Below are 16344 nucleotides of genomic sequence, written 5' to 3'. Positions count from 1 at the left end.
AGCTAATTAAATTATTTAGTTGCTTTTTTCTTGTTAGCAACAGTTTTTCTTTTTCCTTTACGTGTACGTGAATTGTTTTTGGTTCTCTGACCTCTCAAAGGTAAACCTAAACGATGACGAATCCCTCTTTGACTACCAATGTCCATTAGACGTTTGATGTTCAATTGAGTTTCTGAACGCAATTCCCCTTCTACTTTGTAAGTTTCTGATAATGCTTTTCTGATACCGTTGATATCATCATCATTCCAATCATTAACTTTTTTACTTTCGTCAACGCCAGCTTTTTCAAGAATTTTCTCTGCTGTGCTTCTTCCGATACCATAGATGTAAGTTAAACCTATTACACCTCTCTTATTCTTTGGTAAATCTACTCCTGCTATACGTGCCATAATTTTCTTGAATTAACCTTGACGTTGTTTAAATTTCGGGTTTTTTTTGTTGATCACATATAAGCGACCATTTCTACGAACGATTTTGCAATCCGCACTACGTTTCTTAATAGATGCTCTAACTTTCATTTTAATGTTTTTTATATACTCCGATCTCCTTTCTGGAAACCTTCTAATTATTAATATCTGTAGGTAATTCTACCTTTTGTTAAATCGTATGGTGACATTTCCATTTTAACTTTGTCACCGGGCAATAACTTAATATAGTGCATTCTCATCTTACCAGAAATATGCGCTGTTACTACGTGATTGTTCTCTAATTCTACACGGAACATAGCATTTGACAATGCTTCTATAATTGTTCCGTCTTGTTCGATATGTTTTTGTTTAGCCATAGTCTTATTAGGTACAGATTTTATGCCATTTTTTTACTTACCCTATCTGTCTGCATCATACCATCATAATGGTGATTCAACAAGTAAGTATTGATTTGCTGCATCGTATCTAATGTTACACCTACCAAAATCAATAGTGATGTACCTCCAAAGAAGTACGAAAATCCAGCACCAACACCTAACTTATATACAATCGCCGGTAAAATTGCCAGCAAAGCTAAGAAAATTGCGCCAGGTAACGTAATTTTTGATAAAATGTCATCTAAAAAGTTTGCCGTATCTTTACCAGGTTTTACCCTAGGGATAATTCCGCCATTTCTTCTTAAATCTTCTGCCATCTGGTTAACTGGAATAGTTACAGCAGTATAGAAGAATGTAAATAATACAACTAAAATACCGAAAATAACTGAATACCAAAGACTAAATGGATCACCTAAACTTTGGAAAAATCCTGGAACTTTTCCTTCCTCATAAATTAAACCTGCTAAAACACCTGGTAAAAACATAATTGCTTGAGCAAAAATGATAGGCATTACACCAGCAGCGTTTACTTTTAAAGGAATATATTGTCTAACTGTATTTGTAAATGTTTTCATGAAGTTGCTACTTCCTCCTTGTGCTCTACCCACATATTGTACTGGTACTTGGCGAACTGCCATTACTAATACCACACATGCTAAAATACAAAGTAAGAATCCAACTACTTCGAATAAAACAAAAATACCAGGTTGTGTTGTAATCTCAGAGAAGAAAGCATTAGGCAAGTCAGCCATAATACCAATCATAATCAATAACGAAATACCATTTCCAATACCTTTATCTGTAATCTTCTCTCCTAACCACATAGCGAACATAGTACCCGTTACTAATAAAATAGTAGATGGGAACCAGAACCAGAAGCTAGCTGGATTAATTACGTAAGCTGCAGAAATTGCAGGATCTGAATAAGGTAAGAAATAGTTAGTTACTGAAGTTAAATACGCTGGTGCTTGAACCAAACAAATTGCAATCGTTAGATAACGTGTAATTTGCGTAACTTTCTTACGACCAGATTCTCCTTCTTTTTGTAGCTTTTGTAGATATGGCAAAGCCAATCCCATCAGCTGAATTACAATACTCGCGGAAATATAGGGCATAATACCCAAGGCTAGGATAGATGCTCTAGAAAAACCACCTCCGGTAAATGCATTCAGAAGCCCCAAAATCCCGGTTTCCTGACCCGAACCTCTAGCGCTTAAAACGTTATGATCTATTTCGCTCAAGTCGATTCCGGGTAAAGGTATATAAGAACCAAATCTGTATACTAATAGCATAGCTAAAGTAAACAGAATTTTGTTTCTCAACTCTTCGATTGCCCAGATGTTTTTTAGTGTATCAAAAAAGCCTTTCATCCAAATATAATATTAAATAGTTTGTGCCTTACCACCGGCTTTTTCGATAGCCTCTTGTGCCGTTTTGGTAAACTTGTCTGCAACTACGGTAACTGAAGCTGTTAACTCTCCTCTACCAAGAATTTTAACTAAATCCTTCTTAGAAGCTAATCCGTGTTGTACGAATGTATCCTTGTTAATCTCACCAGACAAACCTTTGTCTTCGATTAATGTTTGGATAGTATCTAAATTGATTCCAGTATATTCTTTTCTATTGATGTTCGTGAAACCGAATTTAGGTACACGTCTCTGTAATGGCATTTGACCACCTTCGAAACCAATTTTTCTTGAATAACCTGAACGAGACTTCGCTCCTTTGTGTCCACGACCAGATGTACCAGCGTTTCCTGAAGCTTCACCTCTACCTTTACGGTATTTCCCTTTTACTGAACCTTTCGCAGGTCTTAAATTACTTAATTTCATTCCTTACTATTTTTTAGGTTAAGCTTTTTCAACTTTAACCATATGGCTAACTTTCTCAATCATCCCCATTATCTCAGGAGTGTCGTTATGTTCAACCGTTTGATTTAACTTTCTAAAACCTAAAGCTTCTAATGTAGCCTTTTGTCTTTTATTGCGGTTGATCGAACTTTTAACCTGTGTTACTTTTATCTTTGCCATGTCTCTTTTATTAACCTTTTAAAACTTTACTTACAGGTATACCTCTTAATCTAGAGATTTCATTCACACTTCTCATGTTCAATAAAGCTTTCATTGTTGCCTTAACAACATTGTGTGGGTTAGAAGATCCTTTAGACTTAGATAGTACGTCTTGAATACCTACTGACTCTAATACCGCACGAACCGCACCTCCAGCAATCAATCCAGTACCTTCTGAAGCTGGTCTCATAAAGATTTGAGCTCCTGAATATCTAGATTCTTGTGTATGTGGAATTGTATGTCCGTCTAATGGAATTCTTACTAAATTCTTTTTACCGTCTTCGATGGCTTTTTGAATTGCAGTAGCTACGTCTTTAGATTTACCTAATCCGTATCCTACTACTCCCTTTTCGTCTCCTACCACTACAATAGCAGAGAATCCAAAAGTTCTACCTCCTTTTGTTACCTTAGTAACACGTTGAACACCTACTAGTCTATCAACTAATTCTAAACCTCCTGGTTTAACTTTTTCTATATTATTGAATCCTAACATAATCTGTTTTTAGAACTTTAATCCTCCTTCTCTAGCGCCTTTAGCTAACGCTTCTATTCTACCATGATAAATAAACCCGTTTCTGTCGAAAATTACATTCTCGATTCCAGCTGCTTTTGCTTTTTCGGCAACCTTCTTACCTACGATTGTAGATATTTCAGATTTGGTACCTTTAGTTTCAGCAATATCATTCTCTCTAGAAGAAGCTGATGCTAAAGTAACACCATTAATATCGTCTATAATTTGAGCATATATCTCTTTGTTAGATCTATATACAGATAAACGTGGACGTTCTGGTGTTCCTTGAATGTTCTTACGAACACGACGTTTAATTTTTAATCTCTTTTCCGTTTTATCTAGTGCCATAATTGTAATTTTTATTATGCAGACTTACCTGCTTTACGTCTTAAGATTTCTCCAACAAACTTAACTCCTTTTCCTTTGTATGGTTCTGGCTTACGGAAACTTCTAATTTTCGCAGCGATATTACCGATCAATTGTTTGTCGTAAGAAGACAATTTGATGATTGGATTTTTACCTTTTTCAGAAACAGTTTCAACTGTTACTTCTTCTGGTAATTGCATAACGATGTTATGTGAGAAACCTAAGGATAAATCTAATCTTTGACCTTGATTAGAGGCACGATAACCTACTCCTACAAGCTCTAACTCCTTAGTCCATCCTTTATCTAGACCTTCAATCATGTTATTGATAAGTGCTCTATATAAACCATGTAAAGCTTTATCTTCTTTACTATCTGATGGTCTTTCTACGGATAAAACTCCATCATCGATGGTTACGTTAAATCCTTCTCTTAATTCTTGTTTTAATTCTGCTTTACTACCCTTAACTGTAACTACATTGTCTTTAACATCGACATTAATGTTAGCAGGTATGGTAATAGTTGCTAGCCCTATTCTTGACATTGGTTCTTACTTTTGTTGATTAATAAACGTAACATAATACTTCTCCACCTATGTTGTTCTGGCGAGCTTGCTTATCTGTCATCACGCCATGAGATGTAGAAATTATTGCGATACCTAAGCCATTCAACACTCTTGGAAGATCCTGTGCACCAGAATATTTTCTTAAACCTGGTTTAGAAGCTCTTTCTATTTTGCGAATAGCTGGAGTTTTAGTAGCTCTATCGTACTTCAAAGCGATTTTGATAGTACCTTGGTAGCCCTCATCTACAAATTTGTAGTTTAAGATATAACCTTGATCGTATAAAATTTTTGTTATATCTTTTTTTAAGTTAGATGCAGGGATTTCCACTAATTTGTGTCCTGCCATCATTGCATTTCTTAATCGTGTTAAAAAATCGGATATTGGATCTGTATGCATTTTCTTTGTTTTAAAATTGATAAATTACCAGCTTGCTTTTTTCACACCTGGGATTAAACCGTTTAGTGCAAGTTCACGAAAAGTAACACGTGATACTCCAAACTGACGCATATATCCTCTTGGTCTACCAGTTAATTTACATCTGTTATGTAATCTAACAGGTGATGCATTTTTTGGTAATCTTTGCAATGCTTCGTAATCTCCAGCTTCTTTTAAAGCTTTACGCTTATCCGCATACTTTGCTACCATTCTTTGTCTCTTACGCTCGCGCGCTTTCATGCTTTCTTTAGCCATAATTATTGATTCTTTTTAAATGGTAAACCGAATTTTTCTAACAATGATTTTGCTTCTTTATCTGTTTGTGCAGAAGTAACAAAAGTAATATTCAATCCTTGGATTTTCTTTACTTTGTCAATGTTTATTTCTGGGAAAATAATCTGTTCTGTTATCCCTAAATTGAAGTTTCCTCTACCATCGAATCCATTAGCGCTAATTCCGTTAAAATCACGTACACGAGGTAATGCAGAAGAGATCAAACGATCTAAGAATTCATACATTTTCTCTTTACGTAATGTAACTTTAACACCAATAGGCATTCCTTTTCTAAGTTTGAAGTTTGCAACGTCTTTCTTAGAGTTGGTAGGTACAGCTTTTTGACCTGTGATCATTGCCATTTCTTCTAAGGCATAATCGATAATCTTCTTATCAGCTACAGCGTCACCTAAACCTTGGCTTACTACAATTTTTTCTAGAACAGGAACCTGCATAACAGATGAATAGCCAAATTCTTCTTTCAAAGCCGGAACAATCTTATCTTTATAATCCTGTGCCGGACGTGGTATATAATTTTGTGTACTCATTTCTTTAAACGGTTTTACCTGATTTCTTAGCAAATCTTACTTTTTTATCATCTTCCATTCTGTATCCAACTTTGGTAGCTTTACCAGTTTCTGGGTCAACTAACGCCAAGTTAGAAATATGGATGGGAGCTTCCATTTCTACAATTCCACCTTGTGGGCTTGTTGCAGACGGTTTTGTGTGTTTTTTGATCATATTCAAACTCTGAACAACTGCACGGTTCTTAGAAGGAATAACTCTCACCACTTCTCCTGTCTTGCCTTTATCTCCACCGGCAAGCACTATTACCTGATCTCCTTTTTTAATTTTAATTTTCGTCATGATTTGCTTCTTTTTAAAGTACTTCTGGTGCTAATGAAATAATCTTCATATACTGATTGTCACGTAATTCACGTGCAACAGGACCAAAAACACGTGTTCCTTTCATCTCTCCGTTATTATCTAATAACACAACTGCGTTATCATCAAATCGGATATAGGAACCATCTTTACGACGTATTTCTTTTTTAGTTCTTACGACTACAGCTTTAGAAACCTGTCCTTTTTTAGCACTTCCGTTTGGAGTTGCTTCTTTGACAGAAACTACAACCTTGTCTCCGATTGAGGCATATCTTTTTCCTGTACCTCCTAGTACTCTAATAACTAAAGCTTCTCTAGCTCCAGTATTATCTGCTACTCTTAGTCTTGATTCTTGTTGTACCATGTTTCTATTACTTAGCTCTTTCTATAATTTCTACAACTCTCCATCTTTTTCTCTTACTCAATGGACGAGTTTCCATAATTCTTACTGTATCGCCTTCGTTACATTCATTTTGTTCGTCGTGAGCTGTATACTTCTTCGTTTTCAAAATGAACTTCCCATACATTGGGTGTTTGTGGCGTTTTGTAGCTTCTACAACAATGGTTTTATCCATTTTGTTGCTCTTTACCAAACCTATACGTTCTTTTCTTAGATTTCTTTCCATTGTTGTCTTATTTAGCTTCAGTTAATTTTCTACTCAACTCAGTATTTAGCCTTGCAATGGTTTTACGCATGTATCTCAACTGGATTGGATTCTCAATTTGCGCCATTTTGTGGCTAATTCTCAATTTCTCGTAGTTGGCTTTTTCTTCCTCCAACTTCGCTTGGATATCCTCTACCGTTAATTCTTTTATGTCTGATGCCTTCATCTCTTATCTTTTAATCTTGTTGATAATCTCTAGCTACAACAAACTTGGTTTTAACCGGTAGTTTTTGAGCTGCTAAACGCAATGCTTCTTTAGCCAATTCCTCCGAAACTCCACCTACTTCGAACAAAACTCGTCCTGGTAAAACTGGAGCTACAAAGTATTCTGGAGCACCTTTACCTTTACCCATACGTACCTCTTGAGGTTTCTTCGTTACAGGTTTGTCTGGAAATATCTTAATCCAGATACTACCTTCACGTTTCAAATAACGTGTTGCGGCAATACGAGCTGCTTCTATTTGTCTAGCAGTAATCCACTTAGACTCTAGTGATTTGATCCCGAACTGACCGAACGCTAACTGATTCCCTCTTTGTGAGATACCTCTCTTAACGTTCTTTTGCGCCTTTCTATATTTTGTTCTTCTTGGTTGTAACATGATTCAAAATTCTTTAAAATTTATGATCTTTTACGATCACGACGACGATCTGTTCTTCTTCCGCCACCTCCTTTTTGTTTTTTCTGTAGGCCTACTAATGGTGATAGCTCACGTTTTCCATAAACTTCACCTTTCATAATCCATACTTTCACTCCTAATCTACCGTAAGTAGTATGAGCTTCTACTAAAGCATAGTCAATATCTGCTCTGAATGTTGATAATGGAATTCTTCCTTCTTTGTAAGTCTCTGTACGTGCCATCTCAGCACCATTCAATCTACCAGAGATTTGGATTTTGATTCCTTCAGCATTCATTCTCATAGCTGCAGCGATTGCCATCTTAATTGCACGACGGTAAGAGATACGATTCTCAATTTGTCTAGCAATACTGTCTCCTACAAGTTTAGCGTCGATTTCAGGTCTTTTAATTTCAAAAATATTAATTTGAACGTCTTTACCTGTAAGTTGTTTTAACTCTTCTTTCAACTTATCAACTTCGCTACCACCTTTACCAATAATGATACCCGGACGGGCAGTTGTAATTGTAATTGTGATTAACTTTAATGTTCTTTCTATATAAATATTAGAAACACTAGCTTTTTGTAAACGAGCTCCTAAGTATTTTCTGATCTTAGCATCCTCTGCTAATTTATCTCCATAGTCTTTACCACCATACCAGTTAGAATCCCAACCGCGGATAATTCCTAATCTATTTCCTATTGGATTTGTCTTCTGACCCATAATTATTGATTCTCTTTGGTTTTACTACCTAATATTATTGTTACGTGATTAGAACGCTTACGGATTCTATGTGCTCTACCTTGAGGCGCTGGACGCAATCTCTTTAATTGACGTGCACTATCTACATTAATTTCCTTAACATATAATTGTGCATCTTCGATGTCCATATCCTCGTTCTTAGCTTGCCAGTTAGCAATGGCAGATAAAACTAATTTCTCTAGTCTCTCTGATGCTTCTTTCTTAGAATATTTAAGAATATACAATGCCTTAGTCACATCTTCTCCTCTAATAATATCGGCTACTAATCTCATTTTACGCGGAGAGGTTGGGCAGTTATTTAATTTAGCAAAAGCTAAATCTTTCTTTGCCTCTTTCAACAATTCAGCGCTATTTCTTTTTCTACTTCCCATAGCTTATATTATTTTTTACCTTTATTTTTTGCTCCTGCGTGTCCTCTAAAAGTACGTGTTGGAGAAAATTCGCCTAATTTGTGACCCACCATATTTTCTGTTACATAAACAGGAATAAATTGCTTTCCATTATGTACAGCGATGGTTTGTCCAACAAAGTCAGGAGAGATCATTGATGCTCTCGACCAGGTTTTAATGACAGTCTTCTTACCGCTCTCAACGTTATCGTTAACTTTCTTTTCTAGCTTATAATGGATATAAGGTCCCTTTTTTAATGAACGTGCCATAAATTATTTCTTTCTTCTTTCTATGATATACTTATTAGACGCCTTCTTCTTGTAACGAGTCTTGTAACCTTTAGCAGGAACGCCATTCTTGTTTCTAGGGATTCCACCAGTCGCACGACCTTCACCACCACCCATTGGGTGATCTACAGGGTTCATTACCATCGAACGAGTTCTAGGTCTAGTCCCTTTCCATCTTGTTCTACCAGCTTTACCACTTACTTCTGTTTGGTGATCTGAATTAGATACAGCACCAATTGTAGCTCTACACTCTACCAATACCAATCTAATCTCGCTAGATGGCATTTTAATAGTTGCATACTTTCCTTCTCTAGCGATTAATTGACCGTATGATCCAGCACTACGAGCCATGATAGCTCCTTGTCCAGGTCTCAATTCGATACAAGAAACAACAGTACCTAAAGGCATGTTTTTAAGCTTCATGCAGTTACCTGCATCTGGAGCTGTTTCATCACCGTTGTGGATAGTTTGTCCAACCTTTAAACCGTTAGTTGCTACGATATATCTTTTCTCACCATCTTGATATTGCACTAATGCAATAAAAGCGGTTCTGTTTGGATCGTATTCAATGCTTAGCACTTCTGCACTACCAGCTTTGTCTCTCTTGAAATCAATTATACGATATTTCTTCTTGTGTCCTCCACCAATGAAACGCATCGTCATTTTTCCGGTATTGTTACGACCACCAGACTTAGAGATACCTTTAGTCAAAGACTTCTCTGGTTTTGAGGTTGTAACTTGATCGAAATTATTAACGATTCTAAATCGTTGTCCAGGTGTTGTTGGTTTTAATTTTCTTACTGACATGATTCTACTTCTTAAATGTTACCGTATAAATCAATTTCCTGACCTTCTTCAATCTGCACAACAGCCTTCTTCAACTTATTAGTTTTTCCGATTTGGAAACCAGTCTTAGTGTTGCGCGTCTTTATCTTTGGTGCGTAAATCATAGTACGAACGTCTAGAACATCTACACCATACAAATCTTGAATTGCTTTCTTGATTTGGATCTTATTTGCTTCGGTATGTACATAAAAAGCATAACGATTATTCATCTCTGAATCTCGGGTTGCTTTTTCTGTTATTACAGGTCTTAAAATGATACTCATATTCGTTCTACTTTCTTAAATTTTCCTGAAGCTTGTCAATCGAACTCTCGAATAAGACAAGATCGGACGCATTCATAATATCGTAACTTGTTAACTCTGAGAAATTTACAACTTTAACTCCTTGTAAATTTCGGGACGACAAATATACGTTTTTATTTGAATCCCCCAATACAAATAAGGATTTTTTATTTGTCAAACTTAAATTCTCTAAAATTTGACCAAAATCCTTCGTTCTTGGTGCATCAAAAGTGATGTCTTCCATTACACGAATTGCATTGTCTAAAGCTTTCTGACTTAGGGCAGATTTTTTGGCTGCTCTCTTTTGTGCTTTGTTCAATTTGAAACTGTAGTTTCTTGGTCTTGGACCGAATACTCTACCTCCACCTTTGAACAATGGGTTTTTGATATCACCTGCACGAGCCGTACCTGTACCTTTCTGCTTCTTAATTTTCTTTGTACTACCTGTAATCTCAGCTCTCTCTTTAGCTTTGTGCGTACCTTGACGCAAATTTGCTAAGTGTTGCTTAACTTCTAGGTAAACTGTATGTTGACTTGGTTCGATTCCGAAGATGCTTGCATCTAAAGTAACCTTCTTACCAGTCTCCTTACCTGTTTTATCTAATACTGTTAATTCCATTTTCTTATAATTACGTATGAATTTTTAGGACCAGGAACTGCACCCTTTACAATCAAAAGATTCTTATCCTCATCAACTTTAATAACTTGCAAGTTTTGGATTGTAACTTTTTTGTTACCCATCTGACCAGCCATTCTCATTCCTTTGAATACTCTAGATGGATCCGAACCTGCACCAATAGAACCTGGTGCTCTCAATCTGTTGTGCTGACCATGCGTAGCTTGACCAACCCCACCAAAACCGTGACGTTTTACAACACCTTGAAAACCTTTACCCTTAGAAGTACCAGTAACATCAACATATTCACCTTCTTTGAAAAGGTCTACATTGATCTCTTGCCCTAATGATAAATCATTAACAAACTCTCCCTGAAATTCCACCAATTTGTATTTTGGCGTAGTGCCGGCTTTTTTGAAGTGACCAGTCATGGCCTTGCCAACATTCTTTTCTTTCTTGTCATCGAAACCTAACTGAACGGCTGTGTAACCGTCTTTGTCTTGGGTTCTGACCTGCGTAACGACACAAGGACCTGCTTGAATAATAGTACAAGGAATGTTTTTACCATTCTCGTCATACAAGCTTGTCATTGCAATCTTTTTTCCTATAATTCCTGACATTCTTTATTTGATATAAGATGAAAATGCAGCACCCAGAAATTCTGAGCGCTACACTGCCATAATTTTATTTTTTAACTAAACTTTGATTTCTACTTCAACTCCACTAGGTAACTCAAGCTTCATTAATGCATCTACTGTTTTAGATGAAGAGCTATAGATATCCAACAATCTCTTGTGAGCATTTAATTGGAATTGTTCACGAGCTTTTTTGTTTACGTGTGGTGAACGCAAAACTGTGAAAATTCTTTTGTTTGTTGGTAATGGAATTGGTCCATTAACTACCGCTCCTGTAGATTTTACAGTTTTAACGATTTTCTCAGCTGATTTATCAACCAAATTGTAATCGTACGATTTTAATTTTATTCTAATTTTTTGACTCATTTCTCAACTAATTAATCTTCGCTAGTTCCTTTTGCTTTTGCAATTACCTCTTCAGCTACACTTGTTGGAGCTGGTTCGTATCTTTCAAATTCCATTGTTGAAGTTGCACGCCCAGAAGATAAAGTTCTTAGGGAAGTTACATATCCAAACATCTCAGATAATGGCACAGTTGCCTTAATTACCTTAGCGTTATTTCTATCGCTCATTCCTGAAGGCATACCTCTACGTCTGTTTAAGTCACCTACGATATCACCCATATTTTCTTCTGGAGTTAATACTTCCAGTTTCATGATAGGCTCCATAATAGTTGGCTTAGCTTTCTTAGCAGCATTTCTAAATCCTAGTTTAGCAGCTAATTCGAAAGATAATTGATCTGAATCCACTGGGTGGAAAGATCCATCTTTAAGAGTAATCTTCATAGATTCTACTTCGTATCCAGCTAATGGACCATTTTTCATAGCTTCTTTGAATCCTTTCTCTACAGATGGGATAAATTCTTTTGGAATGTTACCACCTTTAATCTCGTTAACGAACTGTAAACCTACTACTCCTTCGTCTGCTGGTCCTAATGTAAATACGATATCAGCGAATTTACCACGACCACCTGATTGTTTCTTATAAGTTTCTCTGTGATCTGTTTCTCCTAAGATAGCCTCTTTGTACTCTACTTGAGGTTGTCCTTGGTTAACATCTACTTTGAACTCTCTCTTTAAACGATCAACAATAATATCAAGGTGTAACTCACCCATTCCAGAAATAATTGTTTGACCTGAAGCCTCATCTGTTTTAGTAACGAAAGTTGGATCTTCTTCAGAAAGTTTAGCCAAAGCCATACCTAACTTGTCCATATCCGCTTTAGATTTAGGCTCAACCGCGATACCAATAACTGGATCTGGGAAGTCCATACTTTCTAAAACAATTGGATTTTTCTCGTCAGATAATGTATCACCTGTTTTAATATCCTTAAATCCTACAGCAGCTCCAATATCACCAGCCTCGATGAAATCGATTGGCTCTTGTTTAGAAGAGTGCATTTGGTAAATACGAGAAATTCTTTCTTTGTTTCCTGAACGGTTGTTCAATACATAAGATCCTGCATCTAATCTACCTGAATACGCACGGAAGAATGCTAAACGTCCTACGAAAGGATCTGTTGCAATCTTAAATGCTAAAGCCGCAAATGGCTCATCTACTGAAGGTTTTCTCTTCTCTGGTGCATCTGTATTTGGGTTAGTTCCCTCAACAGCATCAATATCTAAAGGAGAAGGTAAATAACGACATACAGCGTCCAACATAAATTGAACCCCTTTGTTCTTGAATGAAGAACCACATGTCATTGGAATAATTGCCATATCTAATGTAGCAGCTCTCAATGCTCTGTGAATTTCTTCTTCAGTGATTGAATCTGTATCGTCTAAATATTTTTCTAATATTGCCTCGTCATACTCAGCAACATTTTCTAACAAGTTCATGCGTAATTCAGCAGCTTGTTCTTTTAATTCTTCTGGAATATCAATCTCATCGTAAGTTGATCCATAGTTTTCATCATGCCAAACAATAGCACGGTTTTTAACTAAGTCAACAACTCCTCTGAAATCTTCTTCGTCACCAATGTTAATAACGATAGGCACTGCATTAGAACCTAACATTTCTTTAACCTGATTACAAACTCCTAAGAAGTCTGCACCTTGGCGGTCCATTTTATTTACGAATCCTAAACGAGGTACTTTATAGTTATCAGCTAATCTCCAGTTAGTTTCTGATTGTGGCTCAACACCATCAACAGCACTAAATAAGAAAACTAATCCGTCTAAAACTCTTAATGATCTGTTTACCTCTACTGTAAAGTCAACGTGACCCGGAGTATCGATAATATTGAAGTGGTATCCTTTAGCATCTGCAGTTGGCTGACCGTTTTCTTTTGGAAAAGTCCAAGTACAAGTTGTAGCAGCAGAAGTAATTGTAATACCTCTTTCAGCCTCTTGGTCCATCCAGTCCATAGTAGAAGTACCCTCATGAGTTTCACCCATTTTGTGGTTCTTACCAGTATAGAACAGAATTCTTTCCGTAGTTGTTGTCTTACCCGCATCAATATGCGCAGCGATACCTATGTTTCTTGTGTATTTTAAATCTCTTGTTCCCATCGTCTGTTTTAGAATCTAAAGTGTGAAAATGCTTTGTTTGCTTCTGCCATCTTGTGCGTGTCCATTCTTTTCTTAACAGCTGAACCTTCCTCTTTAGCAGCAGCCAAAACTTCCGCAGCTAATTTCTGTGCCATTGATTTTTCGTTTCTAGCTCTAGAATATTTGATCAACCATTTCATAGCCATTGAAATCTTTCTATCCGGACGAATTTGCATTGGAATTTGGAATGTAGCACCCCCGACTCTTCTTGATCTTACTTCTACGTGTGGCATAACATTAGTTAATGCATCTTTCCAAACTTCAATAGCTGGCTTTTCTGCATCTTCCTTTCTCTGCTCTACAATTTCCATTGCGTCATAAAACACTTTGAAAGCAACACTTTTCTTACCGTCTAGCATTAAATTATTCACAAATCTCGTAACTAACTGATCGTTAAATTTCGGATCTGGAAGTAATATGCGCTTTTTAGCTTTTGTTTTTCTCATTTCTTTCTAAGGTTTTAAGTTATTTTTTAGGACGTTTAGCTCCATACTTACTTCTACGTTGCAAACGACCACTCACTCCAGCAGTGTCTAAAGCACCGCGTACGATGTGATAACGCACACCTGGTAAATCTTTTACCCTTCCTCCTCTCACCAATACTATCGAGTGCTCTTGAAGATTGTGTCCTTCTCCTCCAATGTAAGCGTTTACTTCCTTACCATTGGTCAAACGAACCCTTGCAACTTTTCTCATTGCTGAATTCGGTTTCTTAGGTGTCGTTGTATATACACGTGTACATACACCACGACGTTGTGGACATCCCTCCAAAGCAGCCGATTTGCTCTTCTTAGTGAGTGTTTTTCTACCTTTTCTAACTAATTGTTGTATTGTTGGCATATAATTAATATTCAATTTAAAAACAGGATTCTACCTGATTTTAGGGGTGCAAAGTTAAGAATAATTTAGTTTTACACAAGTGTTTGAATATTAATTTTTAATGACTTACCTATCTTTTATACTTATTTTCGTTTAAATTCGTTGTTTTAAACCCATGATGAAGGTTAAATTATTTGCAACAATCTTACTAATAGCTTTCTCTGCGCTCTACTTAAAAGGGCAAGATTGTAATATCCTTCAAAAATCTACTTATCAAAATAAATTTGAAACATTATATACCGGACCTAATAGTAAAGCCTATTTAGATTCATTAAATCAAATTGGATATTATACATTAAATGTTGATAGCACTAGCACATCGCCTTGTCGTTTATATATTTCAAAAGGCAAACAGTTTAAGAAAATATTTATTAACTCAACAGATAGATTAATTCTAAATCAAAGTCAATTCGATTCTATTCAGCATCTTTATTACACCAAGGATATTGAGCATCTAATTCAAAGCGTAAAAGACAGTTTACTTAATCAAGGACATGTTTTCGATCAAATCAAAATTAAGCCCCATGGATTTATTGGAGATTTTGCTCAAGCAGATATTAATATTATTAAATCTACAAAACGAAAGATTGATAAAATCAAATTTATCGGATACAAAAGAGTTCCAAAGTTTGTTAAACAAGAATTATTAAAAGAAAATAAAGTTTACAACGATCAAAGCATCAACAATATTCGTAATAAACTCGATGAATACACTTTTTTAACTCAAACCGAAGCACCCAGAATTTCCTTTACTAAAGACTCTACTATATTATATGTATATACAAAAAAGCTGCGTCAGAATTTCATCAATGGAATTTTAGGATTCGAAACTGATGAGGATAACAAATTAAATCTTCAAGGAAATGTTCAATTGAATTTAGTTAATACTTTTAATTCCAATGAACGCATTAATGTAGACTGGAAAAGTGGATTAAATAAATCGCAAAAATTAAGACTGGAAAGTTTTATACCTAATATATTTAAAAATAAAATTGCTTACGAGACCAACTTAAACTTAACCAAACAAGATTCTACTTATTTTAAACTTGAATGTAAAAATGGTTTATTATATCAACTCAACCAAGGTCATCATATCGGCGCCAACTATAGCCTAGCAAATTCTAATTACATTAAGAATGATAATTCAGACTTTAACAAAAGTGGTTTTGGCTTTAATTATATTTATGAGGACTTTTCATTTAACAAATTACAAGAAAATAAAACTTGGATTAAACTCTCCTCTACACTGTGGAAGAGGAATCTTAAAAATAGAGATGCTGAAAAAGACAACCAAACCGAGATTTCTTATTGGATCGAACGACAACAAAGACTATACAAAAATCACTTTTTAAACTCCGTTATTCAAGGAAATAACCTAATCCAGCAAGGCGAAGTTTTAGAAAATGATTTATATCAAATCGGCGGCTTCAATAGCATCAGAGGATTCAATCAGAACTCTATATTAACACCAAGCTTTAACACAATATCATTAGCATATCGCTACATCCCCAACAACAATATATTCTTCGAGGCTTTTTCGGACTTAGGCTTAATCGAAGATAAGCTAGGTAAGAATACCAACTTTTTTAAATCATATGGCCTTGGGATGCAATTCTCAACCAATTTTGGTTGGTTTCAACTGAATTATGCTCTAGGTTCGAGTGAAGGTAACTCGACAGGCTTATCTGAAGGTAAAATTCATATCGGTATTAAAAGCTATTTCTGAAGTTCATAAAATTCACCTAATTCCTTTATTTAGTCTGCATTTAATTTAATAGAATATTTGCAAATTAGCTAAATAAGGTTAAATTTGTTAAGAACAATTATGAAATAATACTTTTAAAAACTTTATAAACATGAAGAACTTTTACTTCTGGATGCTCACCCTGCTCTGCAGTACCATAGCATTCG

General features: G+C 35.7%; 29 protein-coding genes. 1 reads left to right on the top strand and 28 read right to left on the bottom strand.

Going from position 1 to position 16344, the window contains the following annotated elements; genetic code table 11:
• Window positions 1–11 precede the first annotated feature (11 nt).
• The 28 genes from rpsM to rpsL form a co-directional block, all read right to left on the bottom strand.
• Window positions 12–389 (bottom strand): 30S ribosomal protein S13, encoded by a 378-nt coding sequence (gene rpsM, locus NLM59_RS07760; protein ID WP_304417200.1) that lies wholly within the window; start codon window positions 387–389, stop codon window positions 12–14.
• Between the two features lie 12 nt (window positions 390–401).
• The gene (gene ykgO, locus NLM59_RS07755; protein ID WP_304417199.1) at window positions 402–518 is read right to left on the bottom strand and encodes a type B 50S ribosomal protein L36; all 117 of its coding nucleotides are present in this window, start codon (window positions 516–518) and stop codon (window positions 402–404) included.
• A gap of 50 nt (window positions 519–568) precedes the next feature.
• Window positions 569–784: a translation initiation factor IF-1 gene (gene infA / locus NLM59_RS07750; protein ID WP_304417198.1), complete on the bottom strand. Its 216-nt coding sequence runs from the start codon at window positions 782–784 to the stop codon at window positions 569–571.
• A 20-nt stretch (window positions 785–804) separates the two neighbouring features.
• A complete protein-coding gene (gene secY / locus NLM59_RS07745; protein ID WP_304417197.1) occupies window positions 805–2175 on the bottom strand; it encodes a preprotein translocase subunit SecY in 1371 nt (456 codons plus the stop codon).
• Between the two features lie 12 nt (window positions 2176–2187).
• Entirely contained in the window at window positions 2188–2637 is a 450-nt protein-coding gene (gene rplO / locus NLM59_RS07740; protein WP_304417196.1) for a 50S ribosomal protein L15, read from the bottom strand.
• An 18-nt stretch (window positions 2638–2655) separates the two neighbouring features.
• Entirely contained in the window at window positions 2656–2835 is a 180-nt protein-coding gene (gene rpmD / locus NLM59_RS07735) for a 50S ribosomal protein L30 (RefSeq protein ID WP_304417195.1), read from the bottom strand.
• A 10-nt stretch (window positions 2836–2845) separates the two neighbouring features.
• Window positions 2846–3367, bottom strand: coding sequence for a 30S ribosomal protein S5 (gene rpsE, locus NLM59_RS07730; RefSeq protein WP_304417194.1), 522 nt, complete (start codon window positions 3365–3367; stop codon window positions 2846–2848).
• A 9-nt stretch (window positions 3368–3376) separates the two neighbouring features.
• The gene (gene rplR, locus NLM59_RS07725; protein WP_304417193.1) at window positions 3377–3733 is read right to left on the bottom strand and encodes a 50S ribosomal protein L18; all 357 of its coding nucleotides are present in this window, start codon (window positions 3731–3733) and stop codon (window positions 3377–3379) included.
• A 14-nt stretch (window positions 3734–3747) separates the two neighbouring features.
• Window positions 3748–4293 (bottom strand): 50S ribosomal protein L6, encoded by a 546-nt coding sequence (gene rplF / locus NLM59_RS07720; protein WP_304417192.1) that lies wholly within the window; start codon window positions 4291–4293, stop codon window positions 3748–3750.
• A 19-nt stretch (window positions 4294–4312) separates the two neighbouring features.
• The gene (gene rpsH, locus NLM59_RS07715; protein WP_304417191.1) at window positions 4313–4711 is read right to left on the bottom strand and encodes a 30S ribosomal protein S8; all 399 of its coding nucleotides are present in this window, start codon (window positions 4709–4711) and stop codon (window positions 4313–4315) included.
• Window positions 4712–4735: 24 nt separating this feature from the next.
• A complete protein-coding gene (rpsN, locus tag NLM59_RS07710; protein ID WP_304417190.1) occupies window positions 4736–5005 on the bottom strand; it encodes a 30S ribosomal protein S14 in 270 nt (89 codons plus the stop codon).
• Between the two features lie 2 nt (window positions 5006–5007).
• Window positions 5008–5571, bottom strand: coding sequence for a 50S ribosomal protein L5 (rplE, locus tag NLM59_RS07705; protein WP_304417189.1), 564 nt, complete (start codon window positions 5569–5571; stop codon window positions 5008–5010).
• A gap of 4 nt (window positions 5572–5575) precedes the next feature.
• A complete protein-coding gene (gene rplX / locus NLM59_RS07700) occupies window positions 5576–5890 on the bottom strand; it encodes a 50S ribosomal protein L24 (RefSeq protein ID WP_304417188.1) in 315 nt (104 codons plus the stop codon).
• A gap of 13 nt (window positions 5891–5903) precedes the next feature.
• Entirely contained in the window at window positions 5904–6272 is a 369-nt protein-coding gene (rplN, locus tag NLM59_RS07695) for a 50S ribosomal protein L14 (RefSeq protein WP_304417187.1), read from the bottom strand.
• 7 nt (window positions 6273–6279) lie between these two features.
• Window positions 6280–6534, bottom strand: coding sequence for a 30S ribosomal protein S17 (rpsQ, locus tag NLM59_RS07690; RefSeq protein ID WP_304417186.1), 255 nt, complete (start codon window positions 6532–6534; stop codon window positions 6280–6282).
• A 7-nt stretch (window positions 6535–6541) separates the two neighbouring features.
• Window positions 6542–6739, bottom strand: coding sequence for a 50S ribosomal protein L29 (rpmC, locus tag NLM59_RS07685; RefSeq protein WP_304417185.1), 198 nt, complete (start codon window positions 6737–6739; stop codon window positions 6542–6544).
• Between the two features lie 10 nt (window positions 6740–6749).
• Window positions 6750–7172 (bottom strand): 50S ribosomal protein L16, encoded by a 423-nt coding sequence (rplP, locus tag NLM59_RS07680; RefSeq protein WP_304417184.1) that lies wholly within the window; start codon window positions 7170–7172, stop codon window positions 6750–6752.
• A gap of 20 nt (window positions 7173–7192) precedes the next feature.
• Complete coding sequence (gene rpsC, locus NLM59_RS07675; protein ID WP_304417183.1) at window positions 7193–7912, bottom strand: 30S ribosomal protein S3; 720 nt, start codon at window positions 7910–7912, stop codon at window positions 7193–7195.
• Window positions 7913–7914: 2 nt separating this feature from the next.
• Window positions 7915–8322 carry a 50S ribosomal protein L22 gene (gene rplV / locus NLM59_RS07670; protein WP_304417182.1) on the bottom strand — a complete coding sequence of 136 codons (408 nt, stop codon included), beginning with the start codon at window positions 8320–8322 and terminating at the stop codon, window positions 7915–7917.
• A gap of 8 nt (window positions 8323–8330) precedes the next feature.
• Window positions 8331–8609: a 30S ribosomal protein S19 gene (gene rpsS / locus NLM59_RS07665; RefSeq protein ID WP_304417181.1), complete on the bottom strand. Its 279-nt coding sequence runs from the start codon at window positions 8607–8609 to the stop codon at window positions 8331–8333.
• A 3-nt stretch (window positions 8610–8612) separates the two neighbouring features.
• Window positions 8613–9434, bottom strand: a complete 822-nt coding sequence (gene rplB, locus NLM59_RS07660; RefSeq protein ID WP_304417180.1) for a 50S ribosomal protein L2 — start codon at window positions 9432–9434, stop codon at window positions 8613–8615.
• 11 nt (window positions 9435–9445) lie between these two features.
• Entirely contained in the window at window positions 9446–9736 is a 291-nt protein-coding gene (gene rplW / locus NLM59_RS07655) for a 50S ribosomal protein L23 (RefSeq protein WP_304417179.1), read from the bottom strand.
• Window positions 9737–9743: 7 nt separating this feature from the next.
• Window positions 9744–10373: a 50S ribosomal protein L4 gene (gene rplD, locus NLM59_RS07650; RefSeq protein ID WP_304417178.1), complete on the bottom strand. Its 630-nt coding sequence runs from the start codon at window positions 10371–10373 to the stop codon at window positions 9744–9746.
• A complete protein-coding gene (gene rplC, locus NLM59_RS07645) occupies window positions 10364–10990 on the bottom strand; it encodes a 50S ribosomal protein L3 (protein WP_304417177.1) in 627 nt (208 codons plus the stop codon). Before rplC ends, rplD begins: the two co-directional genes overlap by 10 nt.
• A 75-nt stretch (window positions 10991–11065) precedes the next feature.
• Window positions 11066–11371, bottom strand: a complete 306-nt coding sequence (gene rpsJ, locus NLM59_RS07640) for a 30S ribosomal protein S10 (RefSeq protein WP_304417176.1) — start codon at window positions 11369–11371, stop codon at window positions 11066–11068.
• 11 nt (window positions 11372–11382) lie between these two features.
• Window positions 11383–13515: an elongation factor G gene (gene fusA, locus NLM59_RS07635; RefSeq protein ID WP_304417175.1), complete on the bottom strand. Its 2133-nt coding sequence runs from the start codon at window positions 13513–13515 to the stop codon at window positions 11383–11385.
• 8 nt (window positions 13516–13523) lie between these two features.
• Window positions 13524–14000 carry a 30S ribosomal protein S7 gene (gene rpsG / locus NLM59_RS07630; RefSeq protein ID WP_304417174.1) on the bottom strand — a complete coding sequence of 159 codons (477 nt, stop codon included), beginning with the start codon at window positions 13998–14000 and terminating at the stop codon, window positions 13524–13526.
• Window positions 14001–14019: 19 nt separating this feature from the next.
• Complete coding sequence (gene rpsL, locus NLM59_RS07625) at window positions 14020–14394, bottom strand: 30S ribosomal protein S12 (protein ID WP_304417173.1); 375 nt, start codon at window positions 14392–14394, stop codon at window positions 14020–14022.
• 154 nt (window positions 14395–14548) lie between these two features.
• Between rpsL and NLM59_RS07620 the strand changes: the two genes are divergently transcribed.
• Window positions 14549–16159 (top strand): BamA/TamA family outer membrane protein, encoded by a 1611-nt coding sequence (locus NLM59_RS07620; RefSeq protein WP_304417172.1) that lies wholly within the window; start codon window positions 14549–14551, stop codon window positions 16157–16159.
• The last annotated feature ends 185 nt before the right edge of the window (window positions 16160–16344 follow it).

This window comes from Profundicola chukchiensis (assembly GCF_029664245.1).
GTDB lineage: Bacteria > Bacteroidota > Bacteroidia > Flavobacteriales > Weeksellaceae > Profundicola > Profundicola chukchiensis.
This window is presented reverse-complemented; position numbering and strand designations above follow the sequence as displayed.